The following is a 15096-nucleotide window of genomic DNA, read 5'->3' as shown; positions in this document are numbered from 1 at the left end:
TCATTATCTCGATTTTAGTCCCTAACATCACCGCGTTGCCGCCGATCAACTAGTGCAGCGCCGATCATCTCGTTGCTGCTGAAGGGGGTTCTAGTGTTATCACCAAGAACCCGCAAGTGCTTTTTTCAACGAAATTCACTTTTTTCCGTTTTTACCGTTTTACGAACGAAAACAGTCATTTGCAGTCCGTTTTGGATAATATGATTGCGCAGCCGTTTGCTCATTTAGGACGAAATCTACGACAATGTGGATAAGACGTCAGTTATCCACAGACTCGCGCGTGAATCGCCCTGCAAGCCGGAGTGATGTCCTGGGAATCCTTAGCGCCAGGAGCCCAAGAACGACTGCCATATAGATCAAAGGCTCAATCTGGATGCCTTTTGCGACCATCACAAAGTGCAAAGCCCCGAGGATTGCGATTCCATAGGTCAGCTTGTGAAGCGTGCGCCAGCGCATTCCAAGTTTCCGAACACTGTAGTTGTTGGATGTCAGCGCCAGTGGAATCATCATCGCAAAGCCGACCATACCGACGGTGATATACGGACGCTTCAGAATGTCCGCCCAGATCTGGCTGACAATCTGAACATCCAGCACTAGCCAGACCAGCAAATGAAGAAACACATATACAAAGGTCATCACACCAATCGCACGGCGGAACCTAATCAGGTTAACCCCCAGATGTTTGCGAAGGGGCGTGATACATAGGCCAAGGATCAATAGCTTCAACCCGAACTCACCAAGCTCGTGCTCCAGCGCCTTGATAGGTTCTGCGCCCAATCCACCCGTCAGACCCTGATAAAGAAACCAGCCGGCAGGCAAAATGCCAAGGACATATACCAGCCATGCAGGAATGCGGCGCGCAGTCCTGTTAATCTTATCCGCGATCATGCTGCTTCAATCCTCATGGGAAGATATCCAAACGCACGTATAGTATTGTTCATTGCAATTGCTGGCTGACCCTCGATGTGCCAGCGCTTAACACGCGGCAGCATTGCACGGATCAGACTTATCAATTCCAACCGTGCAAGGTGCAGCCCCATGCATGTGTGAACGCCGTGGCCAAAGCCGATGTGCTTGCGAACGACGCGGCGCACATCAAATGTATCTGGATCCTCCCAAACCGCGTCATCCCGATTGGCGGAGGCATAGACGGCGATCACCCGCGACCCTTCTGGCAAATCGACTCCGCTTATCGTCGTGTCTTGGGCCACATAACGCGAAAAGGCCCGAATGGGTGTCGCCATTCGCACGACTTCTTCGACCGCATTTGCAACCAGAGACGGATCTTTGCGCAACACATCCCATTGCTCCGGGAACTTCGCGAAATAGTAAGCCGCAAATCCAGCAGCCGAAATCGTCGTATCAAGCGACGGATTAATATAGTCACGCATTTGTTGCGCTGCCTCACTTTGTGTCAGGCCCTTCTCTTCGGCCACTTCAAAGATGCGTTTAGCCAGTCCGCCATCCGCAAGGTGTTCGGGCTTTCCGTGTTCGGACAGAAATTTCTGCAATCCAACCAGATCGGAAAACGCTTCCTTGCTGCGATCATTAAACCCTTCAAACAGATTGAACGTAGCGGAAGCCCATTTCAGCATGTTACCTTCACCTGCATCGCCAAGGCCGACCAGATCAACAACAACGGCAAGCGGCAAGACTTGCGCGAACTCCGTAACCGCATCAAAGCGAACCTTCTTGCTCAAGCTGGCTGCCAATTCCTCAGAGATGGTTTCGATGCGCCCGCGAAGCGTTTCGATATTCTTCGGCATTATCGGACGCGCAGTTATCGAGCGGCGTGTGTGATGCAGATCACCGTCAGAATTCAAAGTGGAGCCGACAAGCATCGCATTCACATCATCATTCAATGACAACCCTTTGCCAGACACAAAGACATCTGAGCGTCTCAGCACGTCTTTGACCTCTGCGTCACGCGCGACAGCATAGGCGTTGTTCTGTTCTAGCCAAACAACGGGTCCGGCAGCACGCATTTGTGCATAATGCGGAAGCGGATCCAGAATAAACGCGTCGCCATAAAAGTCGGATGTGTATGAGATTGCTTTCATCGCGAAACGATTACAAATGCGCCAATGCCATTCAAGCCTAGAAGTTCACGCTCAGGTCCATACCGTCATAAAGGCCCGCAACCTCGTCTTCATAGCCATTAAGCATTAAGGTCGGGATGCGTTTGGCAAACAAGCCGCCACCGATCTGGCGTTCTGTCGCTTGGGACCAGCGTTTGTGATCCACATTCGGATTCACATTAGAGTAAAAGCCATATTCACGACTGTTTGCGACGTTCCAGCTGGTGGGCGGCTCTTTATCGGTCAGTGTGATTTTGACCACTGACTTGATCGACTTAAAACCGTACTTCCAAGGCACAACAAGCCGGAGCGGCGCGCCGTTCTGGTTTGGAAGGTCTTTGCCATAAATGCCCGTCGCCATAATCGTCAGCGGATGCATCGCCTCGTCAAGACGCAGACCTTCTACATAAGGCCACTCCAGAACCGGGAACTTCTGCCCTACCATTTCGTCGGGGCGATAGAGCGTTTCGAAGGCAACATACTTCGCCCCGGATTGAACCCCTGCCAGATCCAGCAGGTCTTTCAGCTCGAACCCGTTCCAAGGCACCACCATCGACCAGGCCTCAACGCAACGGAAACGATAAATACGTTCTTCAACTGTCATCTTTGCCATGATGTCAGCGAAATCATATTCGCCCGGCTTGTCGACCAGCCCATCGATAGTGACAGTCCACGGCGCTGTCGTCAGCTTGCTGGCGTATTTAGCAGGGTCATCCTTGCCTGTGCCGAATTCGTAGAAGTTGTTGTAGCTGGTGATGTCCTCAAAACTGTTTGGCTCTAACGCTGCTTGCGCAAACGCGGCACGCGGACCACCGGTCGCGGCGACAAGACCAGCGCCAGCAACACCGGCCATAAGCTGCCGGCGGTTCAGAAACAGGGCGTGATCCGTGACGTCTGCATCTTTTAGGTCATTCTTCCAACGATAGGCCATGGGGCAACTCCTTTGTTCGAACGCAACATAGCCAGTCACCGATCACAGACCAATGCCCATGATCTCACAATGCCGTGCCGGACCTGCAACAATCGCCCTTTCGCTTGTTTCAATTTCAAGGCACAGTTTGTCCAGAAGGATATGTTTATGAATGACAGACCGTTAGGCCCGCCTGTTCCAGACTGGACGCCTCCCGATGCGCCAAAGCCGATGACGCTTTCGGGACGCTATTGCCGACTTGAACCGCTAGAGGCGGAAAAACACGCTGCGCTTTTGTTCAATGCATTTGAAGGCCAGGATTACCTTTACGACTATCTGCCTGCTGGCCCATTCCATTCTGCGGCCCAATATCACCGCTGGGTAAAAGAGGTGACCGCAGACACGTCTAATCTGTTCTTCGCCGTTTATGACCTAAGAAAAAACGCCTATCTCGGAGTGCTCAGTTACCTTCGAATTGCACCAAAGGCCGGTTCGATCGAGGTCGGCAACATCAATTTTTCGCAGGCTATGCAACGCAGCCCTGCATCCACCGAAGCGATCTATCTTACGATGCAATGGGCCTTTGATGCAGGCTATCGCCGCTTTGAATGGAAATGCAACGCACTGAACGCACCATCCCGCCGCGCCGCGCAGCGTTTGGGCTTTAGTTATGAGGGCACCTTTCGTCAGGCATTGGTCGTTAAGGGCCGCAACCGCGATACCGCTTGGTTCGCGATGATCGACACAGAATGGCCCGCGCTAAAAGAGGCCTATCGCGTCTGGCTCGATCCCGCGAACTTTGACCAAGACGCCCAACAACGTGAACGCCTTGGTGATCTGACCGGCCTTGTCCGAGTTGCGAGCGATCCTTCCCTCTAAATCGCGATTTGCTCTGTCACGCGCTCTCGTACCAAGCCTGCCAGTCTTGCCTGATAACTGTGGATCGTGCCCCCTTCGGCGCGCGCGCGCGCAAGTCGCCCTGCCGCACGCGCAAGCTGGTCATCTTTCGCACTTTTCGCGACGCCCTGCAGAAACTGGGCGACGTAGTCCAAGGTTTTCATATCCGCATCAACCGTCAGCATTTCTGCGGCATGGGCCATGTCATCGCGATAGGCCATCGGATCCGGCTCAACCTCCTCATCTGTGATTTTACGAAGCCCGGCGGGACGCAGCTCTTCGGGCAAGGCTGTTAGAACTGCCGATTGAAACTCGCTCAGGCTCGCCAGCGGTTTGGCAATGAACTTGTCTGCACCTGCGGCTAGCGCAATCGCCTCATTCATATCATCACCGCTAATTGCTAGAATCGCTGAAATACGCGGCTCTACCTGAGACAACTCATGGATAAGATCAGCGCCCGAGCCATCCGGCAGACCAAGATCAATAATGACCACACTGGGACGGTAGACCTGCAAATGGCGACGCGCTGATTTCAGACAATCGGCTCGGCGAATTCGGGCTCCGCTACGCAAACACAAGAGCCGCATCGCATCGCAGGCAAAGCGACTGTCCTCCACCACCAGTATCGTCAGACCTAGCAACGGGCGTGTGGCCGTCGGCGCTGGTGTCAGTAATGTGTATTCCATCTCATTCATAGCATCCTCGCTTCTTAGACATCCTTCAGGAACGCTAGGACAACGATGCTAACAAGCCGTTAAAGCGCCCGCGTCTTTGCGCCGCTTGCCGAGACCTGCTTGCCGCTTCATATAAAGGCCAAACAGAATGAACCGGAGATTCCCATGATTGGACGATTGAACCACGTAGCCATCGCAGTGCCTGATCTTGAAGCCGCTGCAGCGCAGTATCGCGATGCCCTTGGCGCAAAAGTCGGCGCACCGCAGGATGAACCAGATCACGGCGTCACCGTCATCTTTATCGAATTGCCCAATACCAAGATCGAGCTGCTCTACCCATTAGGCGACGACAGCCCGATCAACGGCTTTCTTGAAAAGAACCCGGCGGGCGGCATCCATCATGTCTGCTACGAGGTCGATGACATCATCGCTGCGCGCGATAGCCTCAAGGCGTCAGGTCTGCGCGTCCTTGGAAATGGCGAACCGAAAATTGGCGCGCATGGGAAACCAGTTATCTTCCTGCACCCAAAGGATATGAATGGTGTTTTGACCGAACTGGAGCAAGTGTAATGGGGATCACATCAGCCCTCGTACTTTTTGCTGTGATCTGGTTCATGACGTTCCTGATCGTGATCCCGATCCGCTTGCAAACTCAAGGTGACATCGGCGAAGTCGTTCCCGGCACGCACGCCGGATCACCCGAGAACCACAATCTCAAGAAAAAGGCGTGGATCACAACGGCAATCAGCGTCGTATTGTGGTGCATCATTGCTGGCACCATTCTGTCAGGTGCAATTACAGTCCGCGATCTGGATTGGTTCAACCGGATGAGCGAGCCCGCTGTGTCGCGTGGAACAAATGGGTAAATGTCGCGGCGCCTAAAATCGGGATGAACAGGTTCAGCAATGGCACTGTCAAAGGCAGTGCCATTAAGCACCCCGCCAGCCAGATCAAACCAAAGTTCTCTTTGCGCGCTTGCTTTGCGCCGTCGCGGCCTAAACGGCGCATAGCTGCAATTTGAAAGTATTCCCGCCCCAGCAAGAAGCCGTTCAGCGCCCAGAAGATGAAGATCGCGGCGAAAGGCATCATAACATAGAGCAATACCGCCAGAATATTCGCCCCTATTAAAATGCCCAAAAAATTCACCGTATCACGTAGGGATTCATAGAAGGGCGTTGGTTTGACAGGCGCGAGTGTTGGATAGTGTTTGGCCTCGACCGCGGCCGCGACCTCGTCCAGAAACAACGATGTAATCGCTGATGCGACAGGCACCATTAGAAACATCGACAAGAACAGCATCAGGAATAACGATCCCCAACCAAGCAAATCGCCGATCCAGGTGACTTCGCCGACGATGGGCAAGCTGATGCCGCCATCAATCGCTTCATTCATTACCGTGAGGAAAAGCGCATAAAACCCGGCAAGCAGCGCAAAGGTCAGCGCAATGCCCAGAAACAGAACACGGCGAAATCGCGGATCGCCCATTTGCGCGACCGATTTGAAGAAAGCTGAAAAGATCATTTGGAAACCCAACTTGTGATAGTTTCCAGATCAGGGCGCGGACGCTCGGGCGGCGCAGCTTTTTCCGTTCCGATGTGGATAATCCCAGCGATACGTTCGAGTGCGTTCAAGCCAAAGCCCTCTTCAACAAATGCAGGGTCATGCGAGGGCCAGCCAGACAACCAGTTTGCGCCCCAGCCGCTCGCCAAAGCGGCATTTAGCAACGCAAGGCAAACACCGCCAACAGCATAGGTTTGCTCGATCGCAGGCACCTTTTCCGATGGTTTTTGCGATTCAACAACCACAACGGCCAATTCGCCAGTTACAAATTGCGCGGCCCCCTTTTCGATCTTCTCTGCATCATAGCCAAGTGCCGCGCCGCGTGTCCGCGCCAAAGCTGCCAAGCGATCCATCGCAGCGCCTTGAATTACAATAAAGCGCCATGGCTCCAGTTTACCGTGATCTGGTGTGCGCGAAGCGGCGGTCAATATCGGCTCCAACGCATCACGGCTTGGAACGGGTGCCTGCAAGGTCTTGGCGGGACGCGAGCGCCGATTGAGAAAGAACTCCATCGCGGCGGGGTTTGGATCAGGCACAGGCGCCTCCTTATTGATTGCTCGCTACATCAGCATTCGCAGCGACGGTTTCAACCGTAAAACACGCTAAAGCCCCAACGCATCCCGCATCTGCGCTATCTCGCCGCTGACAAAACGTTGATGCGCCTGCCCTGGTTGGCGCTTTTCATAGAGGGCCGCCATCGGATCGGGTGCGGTGATGTTACTGCCGCTCATCTGTTCCAAAACACCGTGACCGCAAAAGGGAACGTAGACCTCTGAATAACCGCCCTCATGCACCATAACCAACCGCCCGTCGCAAATGTCATCGGCCAGCGCCATGACCTGATGCGTCATTCTTTTGAACGTCTCGGCTGTCGCGCTCATGCGGCCAAGCGGATCGATGATCGTTGCATCAAAACCGCAAGCAACAATGATAACCTCGGGCTGATATGCGCGCAGCCGGGGTAGAACGATGGCTTCCATCACTTCGAGATAGCTCGCGTGGCCCGCGCCTGCAGGCAAAGGAATGTTTAGATTGAACCCCTCGCCCGCGCCCTGCCCGCGATCTTCAAAGCGACCGGTATCCACCGGGAAATTGTTTTCCTGATGGATCGAAACCGTCAAAACATCCGCGCGATCATAAAAAATTGCTTCGGTTCCATTGCCATGGTGAACATCCCAATCCAGAACCGCGACCCGCTTGGTAAGGCCAGCGGCGCGCGCTGCCTCAACCGCAATGGCAATATTTGCAAGTAGGCAAAAACCCATAGGCTCATCAGGCATACAGTGATGTCCGGGCGGTCGGGACAAGGAATAGGCATTGCGCACATCCCCCTTCAGAACCGCGTTCAAGGCCCCAATCGCAAGCCCCGAGGATTGCGCCGCAATCTCATAGCCACCCGGCCCAAAGGAACACCGCAAACCGATCTCGCCGCCACCCGCATCGGACATTGCTTTGAATTGATCGAGGTAGCTCTTGGGATGAACGCGCAGCAAGTCCTGCGTCGATGCGGCGTCAGCGCTTTGCATGGCAAGCTCACCAGACAGGCCCGTCATATCCAGAAGGTTTTTAAAGCGTCGTTTGCTTTCAGGGCTTTCGGGCAATCCGCCATTGACCATGGGTTGCACCAAGCCCCCCACTGGCATCATGCTGGCGTAGTTTCCGCCGCCGTGCCAGAAACAGCTTTCATCCCAGAAAAATCCCGTGCGCATAGTTAGCTCCCTTTTTCGGGCAGCTTAGCCAGTGCGCAGCGCGGGTCAAAAGGTTTCGCTAGGGTTCTTCGTCATGCTCGCTCTCGGGCCGTATCCGATACACGCCCTCGGGCAGATCAAGCGCCGCAGACAAATCGCGCACTTGCTCGATGCTCAGCGTGACCTTCTCGGCCCGCCCTTCAACTGGATTAAATTGCTCTAGCGTGATGCATTCGGCAAAGGCGTTGATTACAATATCTTCTTGTAAAGGCAGCGTGCCTTCATCGACTAGCGTAATCACTGACGCGTCAAACTCGTGCTCAATGGTAAACATGAAAGTAGCTTAGGCTGCGTACCGCCTGCGGGCAATGTTTATCAGCGCGAATTCGTGACTGGTATTGAACGCACGCCGCGCCTATCTTGCTCGGGACGTAGAACACTCAGGCAGTTCACCCACATGAAATTTCGTTTTCTCGCACCACTCCTCGCTTTAACAATCAGCGCTTGCTCTATGGTGCCCAGCGAACCACAAGCGCCGACACCAGCGACGCCTGTGACGCCAGCGCCCGACACCGCAGTCTCGCTCAGCGCTGAACGCGCTGCGCGCCAGTTTGTGAACGTCGTCAAAACCGTCGAACCCGTCGCAGAGGCCGAGTGTCGCGCGCGCACCAGCGGTATGAATTGCGATTTCAACATTGTTGTTGATGATCGCCCCGGCCAGGCACCAAATGCGTTCCAAACACTGGACAAAGCAGGGCGCCCCGTATTGGCCTTCAACATTCCCTTGATCGCGACTGTACGGAATGCAGATGAATTGGCCTTCGTCATGGGGCACGAAGCCTCACATCACATCGAAAGCCATATCGCTCGCCAGCAGCGAAACGCGACGGCAGGCGCAGTTATTTTGGGTAGCATCGCGGCCATTACAGGCGGCGGCGATCAGATCGTGCAATCCGCTCAGGAAGTGGGCGCAACGCTCGGTGCGCGCAGCTATTCCAAAGACTTTGAACTGGAAGCCGACCGCCTTGGCACTGTGATTACCCACAAGGCTGGATACGACCCCGTGCGCGGCGCGGCATTCTTTACGCGGATCGCTGATCCTGGAAACACCTTTCTTGGCACCCACCCGCCAAACGCCGCGCGAATTGAAACTGTGCGCCAGACAGCCGCAACGTTGAAGTAGTGTTTCAGATCGCGCATGTCGTTTCGGACCGCGGCTCCAAATATGCCGTTAGCGGCGCGCCTGCGCGCAGCAAGTCCGAAGCGCTCGCTTTGATAAAAGTGCTAAAGCGAAACAAGCGGTTTGCCAAAGCAACGCACAATACATGGGCGCTTCTGTGTTCTGACGGCAGCCCGATCAAGAACGACGACGGAGAAAGCGGCGCAGGCGCAATTATTCTACGGATGCTGGAACGTGCAGACCTGATGGATCACCTTATTGTTGTGACCCGATGGTATGGCGGCACACATTTGGGCGGCGACAGATTTCGACGCGTTCAGGACTGCGTAAACGCCTACCTTAGCGAAGCGCCTGATTTACCCAGCAAAGCGCCCGAGCAAACCTGATCTGAATCAAGGCAGCGATGTCCAAGCTTGCTAGTTTCATCACAAACTAGGATGGGACATGACATGACTGCTCTTACACCCGTTTCTTCACGTCCGCGCAAACTTGGCGCACGGATCAAACATTTCTGGTTGGCCCAGCGCATGGCAAAACGCACAGGCGTCGACCTTTCTTCTGCCTATAAGGCCGGGGAACTGTCACAAGAAAGCTGGTCCAAGTTTGTCACGCGCTGCCAGGGATGTTCTTGGGCCCGAGGCTGCCAGAGTTTTCTGGATCAACCCGGCATAGCGTTGCAACCCGTGCCAGTACGCTGCGAAAATAGCGCAACGCTGAACAGGCTGAAATCGGTACAAAGGTCTTAGAATATGCAACTTGGATCGGTTCACCAGCATATGGCACTCACGCGCAATGTCGCGCGCGCTTGGGGTCTTAGCCTAAGCGAAGAAATGTCCGCGGCGCGTCTACAGCCAAACGACTTCGCCGATCTAATTACCCGGTGTCGCAAATGTAATTGTGTCGACGAATGCCGCGCATGGGTCAATACCCAAGACAGGTTGGCATCGAGCGCACCTGCAAACTGCCCGAACCGTCCAGTTTTCGACCGTCTCTCGCAACGTTAAACCTGCAATTGCGTTGACAAAAACCAGCACGCCATATCCTTCTAAGGCATAATCTTTGGGAGGATACGACTATGCTCGGTCAAATGATGCAGGACAACTTACTAATTTCATCGCTCGTGGATCACGCGGGTCGATATCATGGGAAAACAGAAATCACCTCCGTCGAAACGGACGGTACGATCACCCGCTCCAACTGGGGCGAAGTGCAGCAGAACTCAAAGAAGCTGGCAAGTGCGCTGACAAAAATGGGACTGGAACCATCAGCCCGCTGCGCAACAATCGCATGGAACAACCGACGCCATCTGGAAATCTATTTCGGCGTGTCCGGTGGGCAGTTTGTCTGCCACACAATCAACCCGCGCCTTTTTCCTGAACAGCTTGTCTACATCGTCAATCATGCCGAAGATGAAGTGCTGTTTATTGACGCCACTTTCCTGCCACTTGCAGCAGCCCTGAAAGACAAAATGCCAACGCTAAAGGCGATCATTTTGATGGGCGCGCGTGACGAAGCCGCGCTTGCGCAGATTCCAGAGCTACAGTTCTACGACGAGTTTATCGAAACGGGCGACAAGGATTACGTTTGGCCAGACTTCGATGAGAACACTGCCTCCAGCCTTTGCTATACCTCTGGCACAACGGGTAATCCCAAGGGCGTTCTCTATTCGCACCGTTCAACCATGCTTCACAGCTTCGCGGCAGCGCTACCTGATTGCATCGGCTTTTCGGCACGCGACATCGTTCTGCCTGTCGTTCCCATGTTCCACGTGAATGCTTGGGGAACACCCTATTCCGCCGCCATGGTTGGCGCGCGTCTCGTTATGCCGGGACCGGGGCTTGATGGCTCAAGCCTTCTCAAGCTTATTGATAATGAAAAGATCAACGTAGCGCTTGGCGTGCCAACGATCTGGCAAGGCTTGCTCATGGCCGCGAAGGCAGCGGGCAGTAAACTGGAGAGCTTAGAGCGCACTGTCGTAGGTGGTTCCGCCTGCCCGCCGATCATGATTAATACCTTCCGAGATGTGTACAACGTCGATCTGGTTCATGCGTGGGGCATGACCGAAATGAGCCCGCTGGGCACATCGAACCAACCCCTTGCCAAACACGCCGACCTACCGATCGAAGCACAGCACAAACTGCGTGAAAATCAGGGCCGCCCACCTTACGGCATGCAACTGAAAATCGTCGATGAAGATGGCAATGCCCTGCCCCATGATGACAAGGCACAAGGCGATCTTCTGGTGCGCGGACCTTGGGTGCTTTCAGGCTATTTCCGTCCTGAAAAGCCGGAAGAATTGCGCGACGGTTGGTTCGACACAGGTGATGTTGCACGGATTGACGAGGATGGCTTTATGACCATTTGCGATCGCTCCAAGGATATCATCAAATCTGGCGGCGAATGGATCAGTTCTGTCGAGTTGGAAAACATCGCGGCCGCACACCCTGACCTGCTGGAAGCCGCGGTTATTGGTGCAGCGCATCCTAAATGGGACGAGCGCCCGATCTTGGTCGCAGTTAAAGCCGAAGGTGCAGACCCCAAGCCTGAGGATTTGATTGCCTTCTTCGATGGTAAGATCGCTAGCTGGCAAAAGCCCGACATGGTTGTCTTTACCGATGCCCTACCACGCAACGCGACGGGCAAAGTGCTCAAGCGGAACTTGCGTGACGAGTTCGGTCAGGTCTTGATGGGATGACCCAGCTTGAGCGTAGCTTTAGCGGTGCAAAGATCATCTTGCACTGCGATGGCGCGCTCATCACTTACCTGCGTGATGACAAACCAAACATCCCCTTCCGCGCGCTCTGGGACTTGCCCGGGGGCGGCGCTGAAGGGGATGAAACACCTCAGGACTGCGCCTTGCGCGAAACCTTTGAAGAGTTCGGGTTGCGTATAGATCCCGAACGCATTTCATGGGGGCGACAATATCCAAGCGTCTTGCAAATAGGCTCAACCAACTGGTTCTTTGCGGCGCCCGTTACTCCAACTGAAATTGCCAGGATTCAATTTGGTGATGAAGGACAGTATTGGCAATTGATGGCGATGACAGACTACGTCGCCCACAAGCAAGCCGTTCCACATCTGCAACTACAAGTGCAGGACTTCCTAGCCGAGGAAATCCGACACATCGCGCGAACGTAGCGCATCGCTTGCATGGGCAATCGCTTCGGCTTCGCTGTCGAACGTTGGATCGAAAGCAAACGCCGATTTCACATTGTTTACGACTTCCACACGCCAGCCTGCACCTGTCTGTTCGGTTAAAACGTCGAACATATGTCCATCCACGGTGATCTGTTTTCCTGTACTCATTTTGGGCCGCTCCTGTTTCTGCGCCACACCTAACCCCAAAGGCTATCGCGTCGCAAGGAAGCCACCGATCTCGTCAAAATTCGCCCCGGACGGTGCGCGATGGGTCAGGGCGATGGTTCCAACAACCTCATTCCCGCTCGCTCCCCCAATAAGCCCGACGTAACTGCCTGTCGCAGGGTTCCAAAGCACCTGACCATTTACGATCTGCCCACCCCCGGTTCTACCGCTAAAGCTGCCATCATTGTTAAAACTGGTCTGTTCCAAAATCACGTTGCCGAGGGGATTAACCACGTCCGCGACATTATCAGGGCGTTGTCTAAAAACGCGATCCGTTATGCGCCCTGTAATCGTCTCGCCAGCGAAATCCACATCAAGACGCGCTTTGCCATTGATGCGCCGCGTTGTCGTGAATCCAGCATAATCCCCGTTGAACCGCGCTGTCCCGTTGAGCGGTAATTCGGTCGGCCCGGTGCGCCCATAGCTCGCCAAGTTGAGAACACTGCCAGCAAGACCACCCGAATAAATAACCACCTGCGTTCCTTGCCCTTGCGCAAAGTAGGCATTGTGGATGCCAGCCGCATCACGCATCGCAAGAAACGCGCCGTAATCGGCAGTTGGGAAGCGAGCCATCTGCGCGCTAAGTCCCGCAGCCGTCACAGTGAACGTCCCGGACACAGGGTCAAAATCAGCGCCCGCCAATCCACCCGCGAGCCCGCCGGCGGTGGCTATGGTTCGCGTGGTTTTGACCGTGGCATCTTTCGATCCCTCGCTCGCGCACGAAGCGCTGCAAACAACAGGCGCAGCATCGTTGCCGCCGGAACAAGCGAACAAGGAAAGGCAAAGGACAGTTAACAAGAGCAAACGCGTAAGCATTCTGAATGCCTAAGCAACTATAGTTAGCGAATCCTTAATCACTAACGGTCAAGCACACCCCAAAGGTCATATTCGCCAGCTTCATCCACTGTCACGCTCACGATATCGCCAACGCTGAGCGATTCGTAGCCTTCATCAATGAACAGGTTCCCGTCAATTTCGGGCGCATCCGCTTTTGTGCGGCAGGTTGCTGCATCCTCGTCGATCTCATCAACAATGACATCCATGCGCATGCCGACTTTGGCCTCCAGCTTTGCCTCGGAAATAGCCTGCGCCTTTTCCATAAAGCGGTCCCAACGATCCTGCTTCACTTCGCTTGGTACGTGATCCGGCAAAGCATTACTGCGCGCGCCATCAACATTTTCGTATTGGAAGCAGCCGACGCGATCCAATTGCGCTTCGTCCATCCAATCGAGCAGGGTTTGAAACTCTGCCTCTGTCTCACCCGGATAACCGACAATAAACGTACTGCGCAGCGTGATGTCAGGGCATTGCGCGCGCCATGCCGCGATCTCGTCCAGCGTTTTAGCTCCTGCCGCCGGGCGCGCCATGCGCTTCAGAACATCCGGATGCGCATGCTGGAACGGGATATCGAGATAAGGCAGCAACCCATTCTCAGGATCGGCCATGAGCGGAATCAACTCGCGCACGGATGGATACGGGTAAACATAGTGCAAACGCACCCACGCACCCAGCTTACCCATTTCACGCGATAGATCAGTTATGTGCGAACGCACCTCCCCGTCTTTCCACGGGTTCACATCATATTTGCGATCAAGACCGTAGGCAGAGGTGTCCTGCGAGATCACCAACAATTCTTTCACGCCATTCTCGACCAGCTTTTCGGCTTCGCGCAAAACGGCATGAGCAGGACGCGACACAAGCCGACCGCGCATGTCAGGAATTATGCAGAATTTGCACTTGTGATTGCAGCCCTCGGAAATCTTCAGATAGCTGTAGTGGCGCGGCGTCAAAGACACACCCGAGGCCGGCAGCAAATCGACAAAGGGATCAGGCGATGGTGGAACAGCGCTATGAACAGCATCCAGAACCTGCTCATACTGATGGGGGCCCGTGACCGCCAAGATTTTTGGATGATGCTCGCGGATGTAATCAGGCTCTGCCCCCAGACATCCCGTCACGATCACCTTGCCATTCTCCTGCAACGCTTCGCCGATCGCATCAAGACTTTCAGCCTTGGCGCTATCAAGGAAACCGCACGTATTCACGATCACCGCATCCGCACCCGAATAATCGGGTGAAATCCCATATCCTTCGGCGCGCAGCCGCGTCAAAATGCGTTCGCTATCAACCAGTGCTTTGGGGCAACCAAGGCTGACCATGCCGATACGGGGCTGACCGGGACGCGCGGCGTCGGGCAATTTCACGCTTGGTGCAAGATCAGGGCGAAGTGATGGTGGGTTTTGTGTCATGGCGCGCTCTATACGGGTAAGAATGCCCTAAGAGAAGCATTACTGCATCAGCAACCAACCGCCGTTGCCAAGAATGTGAGTGCAGCTTTGTTGCAGCGCCCTATATGCAGGCTTAAGTTAATAAAAAAGGCGGAGCAGCCAAAATGCGTTTCTTGATCCGATTGATCGTCATCGTCCTCGCGGCGGCAGTGGTTGCCGTCATCGGTCTTCTTATGTTGCCCGGCGACAAAATCGCCCGCATCGCAGCAGATCAGCTTAGCAAGCAAACTGGGCGAATCGTTACCATCAGCCCTGAAACGTCGATCAGCCTTTATCCGACTTTGGGCATTACCACTGGCCCTGCTAGTATCGGAACGGCTGATTGGGCCAAGAACGGGCCACTGCTCACCTCGGATAGCCTATCCATAGGTGTCGATGTGCCTGCAATTTTGACAGTTACAATTCGCGTGACCAAGCTAGAGGCAAATAGCCCCCGCGTCGTACTGGAACGGGATGCC

At 54.5% G+C, this 15096-nt stretch carries 20 protein-coding genes and 1 pseudogene; 10 read left to right on the top strand and 11 right to left on the bottom strand.

From position 1 onward, the window contains the following. Positions 1–258: 258 nt before the first annotated feature. The 3 genes from msrQ to msrP are packed head-to-tail and all read right to left on the bottom strand — an operon-like array spanning position 259 to position 3009. Positions 259–888, bottom strand: coding sequence for a protein-methionine-sulfoxide reductase heme-binding subunit MsrQ (gene msrQ / locus WBC85_RS04860; protein WP_424433549.1), 630 nt, complete (start codon positions 886–888; stop codon positions 259–261). After that, positions 885–2060: a cytochrome P450 gene (locus tag WBC85_RS04855; protein WP_424433548.1), complete on the bottom strand. Its 1176-nt coding sequence runs from the start codon at positions 2058–2060 to the stop codon at positions 885–887. The genes msrQ and WBC85_RS04855 overlap by 4 nt, the downstream gene beginning before the upstream one ends. Before the next feature lie 37 nt (positions 2061–2097). Continuing rightward, positions 2098–3009, bottom strand: coding sequence for a protein-methionine-sulfoxide reductase catalytic subunit MsrP (msrP, locus tag WBC85_RS04850; RefSeq protein ID WP_424433547.1), 912 nt, complete (start codon positions 3007–3009; stop codon positions 2098–2100). Between the two features lie 147 nt (positions 3010–3156). Here msrP and WBC85_RS04845 point away from each other — a divergent pair, with 147 nt between their 5' ends. Further along, on the top strand, positions 3157–3867 hold the full coding sequence (locus WBC85_RS04845; protein ID WP_424433546.1) for a GNAT family N-acetyltransferase: 711 nt from the start codon (positions 3157–3159) through the stop codon (positions 3865–3867). On the opposite strand, the gene WBC85_RS04840 is transcribed toward WBC85_RS04845, so the two are convergent. Next, entirely contained in the window at positions 3864–4580 is a 717-nt protein-coding gene (locus WBC85_RS04840; protein ID WP_424433545.1) for a response regulator, read from the bottom strand. The two genes, WBC85_RS04845 and WBC85_RS04840, sit on opposite strands and share 4 nt — an antisense overlap. Before the next feature lie 144 nt (positions 4581–4724). Between WBC85_RS04840 and mce the strand changes: the two genes are divergently transcribed. Together mce and WBC85_RS04830 are read left to right on the top strand one after the other, a co-directional pair. Further along, positions 4725–5129 (top strand): methylmalonyl-CoA epimerase, encoded by a 405-nt coding sequence (mce, locus tag WBC85_RS04835; RefSeq protein ID WP_424433544.1) that lies wholly within the window; start codon positions 4725–4727, stop codon positions 5127–5129. Then, positions 5129–5425 (top strand): DUF1467 family protein, encoded by a 297-nt coding sequence (locus tag WBC85_RS04830; protein WP_424433543.1) that lies wholly within the window; start codon positions 5129–5131, stop codon positions 5423–5425. The genes mce and WBC85_RS04830 overlap by 1 nt, the downstream gene beginning before the upstream one ends. On the opposite strand, the gene WBC85_RS04825 is transcribed toward WBC85_RS04830, so the two are convergent. The 4 genes from WBC85_RS04825 to WBC85_RS04810 all read right to left on the bottom strand — a co-directional run bounded on the left by WBC85_RS04825 (position 5379) and on the right by WBC85_RS04810 (position 8141). Then, positions 5379–6080, bottom strand: coding sequence for an EI24 domain-containing protein (locus tag WBC85_RS04825; RefSeq protein WP_424433542.1), 702 nt, complete (start codon positions 6078–6080; stop codon positions 5379–5381). The genes WBC85_RS04830 and WBC85_RS04825 overlap by 47 nt on opposite strands. Next, complete coding sequence (locus WBC85_RS04820; protein WP_424433541.1) at positions 6077–6655, bottom strand: nitroreductase family protein; 579 nt, start codon at positions 6653–6655, stop codon at positions 6077–6079. Before WBC85_RS04820 ends, WBC85_RS04825 begins: the two co-directional genes overlap by 4 nt. Before the next feature lie 66 nt (positions 6656–6721). After that, complete coding sequence (locus WBC85_RS04815) at positions 6722–7828, bottom strand: class II histone deacetylase (protein WP_424433540.1); 1107 nt, start codon at positions 7826–7828, stop codon at positions 6722–6724. 58 nt (positions 7829–7886) lie between these two features. Further along, positions 7887–8141 (bottom strand): hypothetical protein, encoded by a 255-nt coding sequence (locus tag WBC85_RS04810; protein ID WP_424433539.1) that lies wholly within the window; start codon positions 8139–8141, stop codon positions 7887–7889. Between the two features lie 123 nt (positions 8142–8264). On the opposite strand from WBC85_RS04810, the gene WBC85_RS04805 reads away from it, so the two are divergent. The 6 genes from WBC85_RS04805 to WBC85_RS04780 all read left to right on the top strand — a co-directional run bounded on the left by WBC85_RS04805 (position 8265) and on the right by WBC85_RS04780 (position 12125). Next, positions 8265–8990 (top strand): M48 family metallopeptidase, encoded by a 726-nt coding sequence (locus tag WBC85_RS04805; RefSeq protein ID WP_424433538.1) that lies wholly within the window; start codon positions 8265–8267, stop codon positions 8988–8990. Then, positions 8990–9373: a YigZ family protein gene (locus WBC85_RS04800; protein ID WP_424433537.1), complete on the top strand. Its 384-nt coding sequence runs from the start codon at positions 8990–8992 to the stop codon at positions 9371–9373. Before WBC85_RS04805 ends, WBC85_RS04800 begins: the two co-directional genes overlap by 1 nt. A 51-nt stretch (positions 9374–9424) precedes the next feature. Further along, a complete protein-coding gene (locus WBC85_RS04795) occupies positions 9425–9733 on the top strand; it encodes a DUF6455 family protein (protein ID WP_424433536.1) in 309 nt (102 codons plus the stop codon). 3 nt (positions 9734–9736) lie between these two features. Beyond that, positions 9737–9991: a DUF6455 family protein gene (locus WBC85_RS04790; RefSeq protein WP_424433535.1), complete on the top strand. Its 255-nt coding sequence runs from the start codon at positions 9737–9739 to the stop codon at positions 9989–9991. A gap of 71 nt (positions 9992–10062) precedes the next feature. Next, positions 10063–11682: a long-chain-fatty-acid--CoA ligase gene (locus WBC85_RS04785; protein ID WP_424433534.1), complete on the top strand. Its 1620-nt coding sequence runs from the start codon at positions 10063–10065 to the stop codon at positions 11680–11682. Continuing rightward, positions 11679–12125, top strand: coding sequence for an NUDIX hydrolase (locus tag WBC85_RS04780; RefSeq protein ID WP_424433533.1), 447 nt, complete (start codon positions 11679–11681; stop codon positions 12123–12125). Before WBC85_RS04785 ends, WBC85_RS04780 begins: the two co-directional genes overlap by 4 nt. Here the strand turns inward: WBC85_RS04780 and WBC85_RS04775 are convergent. The 3 genes from WBC85_RS04775 to rimO are packed head-to-tail and all read right to left on the bottom strand — an operon-like array spanning position 12090 to position 14599. Beyond that, positions 12090–12293: a hypothetical protein gene (locus WBC85_RS04775; protein ID WP_424433532.1), complete on the bottom strand. Its 204-nt coding sequence runs from the start codon at positions 12291–12293 to the stop codon at positions 12090–12092. The genes WBC85_RS04780 and WBC85_RS04775 overlap by 36 nt on opposite strands. Before the next feature lie 42 nt (positions 12294–12335). Next, a complete protein-coding gene (locus WBC85_RS04770) occupies positions 12336–13166 on the bottom strand; it encodes a hypothetical protein (RefSeq protein ID WP_424433531.1) in 831 nt (276 codons plus the stop codon). A 41-nt stretch (positions 13167–13207) separates the two neighbouring features. Next, the gene (gene rimO / locus WBC85_RS04765) at positions 13208–14599 is read right to left on the bottom strand and encodes a 30S ribosomal protein S12 methylthiotransferase RimO (RefSeq protein WP_424433530.1); all 1392 of its coding nucleotides are present in this window, start codon (positions 14597–14599) and stop codon (positions 13208–13210) included. Between the two features lie 143 nt (positions 14600–14742). Here rimO and WBC85_RS04760 point away from each other — a divergent pair. After that, positions 14743–15096 (top strand): annotated as a pseudogene (locus WBC85_RS04760) (AsmA family protein); the annotation flags it as partial.

This window comes from Planktotalea sp., assembly GCF_049680325.1.
Classification (GTDB): domain Bacteria; phylum Pseudomonadota; class Alphaproteobacteria; order Rhodobacterales; family Rhodobacteraceae; genus Planktotalea.
The sequence above is the reverse complement of the archived record's forward strand: the minus strand, read 5'-3'. Positions and strand labels throughout refer to the sequence as shown.

Bases quoted from the DNA above. Each gene is read 5' to 3' on its own strand.
- msrQ (WP_424433549.1), bottom strand. From the start codon at position 888: ATGATCGCGGATAAGATTAACAGGACTGCGCGCCGCATTCCTGCATGG.
- WBC85_RS04855 (WP_424433548.1), bottom strand. From the start codon at position 2,060: ATGAAAGCAATCTCATACACATCCGACTTTTATGGCGACGCGTTTATT.
- msrP (WP_424433547.1), bottom strand. From the start codon at position 3,009: ATGGCCTATCGTTGGAAGAATGACCTAAAAGATGCAGACGTCACGGAT.
- WBC85_RS04845 (WP_424433546.1), top strand. From the start codon at position 3,157: ATGAATGACAGACCGTTAGGCCCGCCTGTTCCAGACTGGACGCCTCCC.
- WBC85_RS04840 (WP_424433545.1), bottom strand. From the start codon at position 4,580: ATGAATGAGATGGAATACACATTACTGACACCAGCGCCGACGGCCACA.
- mce (WP_424433544.1), top strand. From the start codon at position 4,725: ATGATTGGACGATTGAACCACGTAGCCATCGCAGTGCCTGATCTTGAA.
- WBC85_RS04830 (WP_424433543.1), top strand. From the start codon at position 5,129: ATGGGGATCACATCAGCCCTCGTACTTTTTGCTGTGATCTGGTTCATG.
- WBC85_RS04825 (WP_424433542.1), bottom strand. From the start codon at position 6,080: ATGATCTTTTCAGCTTTCTTCAAATCGGTCGCGCAAATGGGCGATCCG.
- WBC85_RS04815 (WP_424433540.1), bottom strand. From the start codon at position 7,828: ATGCGCACGGGATTTTTCTGGGATGAAAGCTGTTTCTGGCACGGCGGC.
- WBC85_RS04810 (WP_424433539.1), bottom strand. From the start codon at position 8,141: ATGTTTACCATTGAGCACGAGTTTGACGCGTCAGTGATTACGCTAGTC.
- WBC85_RS04805 (WP_424433538.1), top strand. From the start codon at position 8,265: ATGAAATTTCGTTTTCTCGCACCACTCCTCGCTTTAACAATCAGCGCT.
- WBC85_RS04795 (WP_424433536.1), top strand. From the start codon at position 9,425: ATGGGACATGACATGACTGCTCTTACACCCGTTTCTTCACGTCCGCGC.
- WBC85_RS04790 (WP_424433535.1), top strand. From the start codon at position 9,737: ATGCAACTTGGATCGGTTCACCAGCATATGGCACTCACGCGCAATGTC.
- WBC85_RS04785 (WP_424433534.1), top strand. From the start codon at position 10,063: ATGCTCGGTCAAATGATGCAGGACAACTTACTAATTTCATCGCTCGTG.
- WBC85_RS04780 (WP_424433533.1), top strand. From the start codon at position 11,679: ATGACCCAGCTTGAGCGTAGCTTTAGCGGTGCAAAGATCATCTTGCAC.
- WBC85_RS04775 (WP_424433532.1), bottom strand. From the start codon at position 12,293: ATGAGTACAGGAAAACAGATCACCGTGGATGGACATATGTTCGACGTT.
- WBC85_RS04770 (WP_424433531.1), bottom strand. From the start codon at position 13,166: ATGCTTACGCGTTTGCTCTTGTTAACTGTCCTTTGCCTTTCCTTGTTC.
- rimO (WP_424433530.1), bottom strand. From the start codon at position 14,599: ATGACACAAAACCCACCATCACTTCGCCCTGATCTTGCACCAAGCGTG.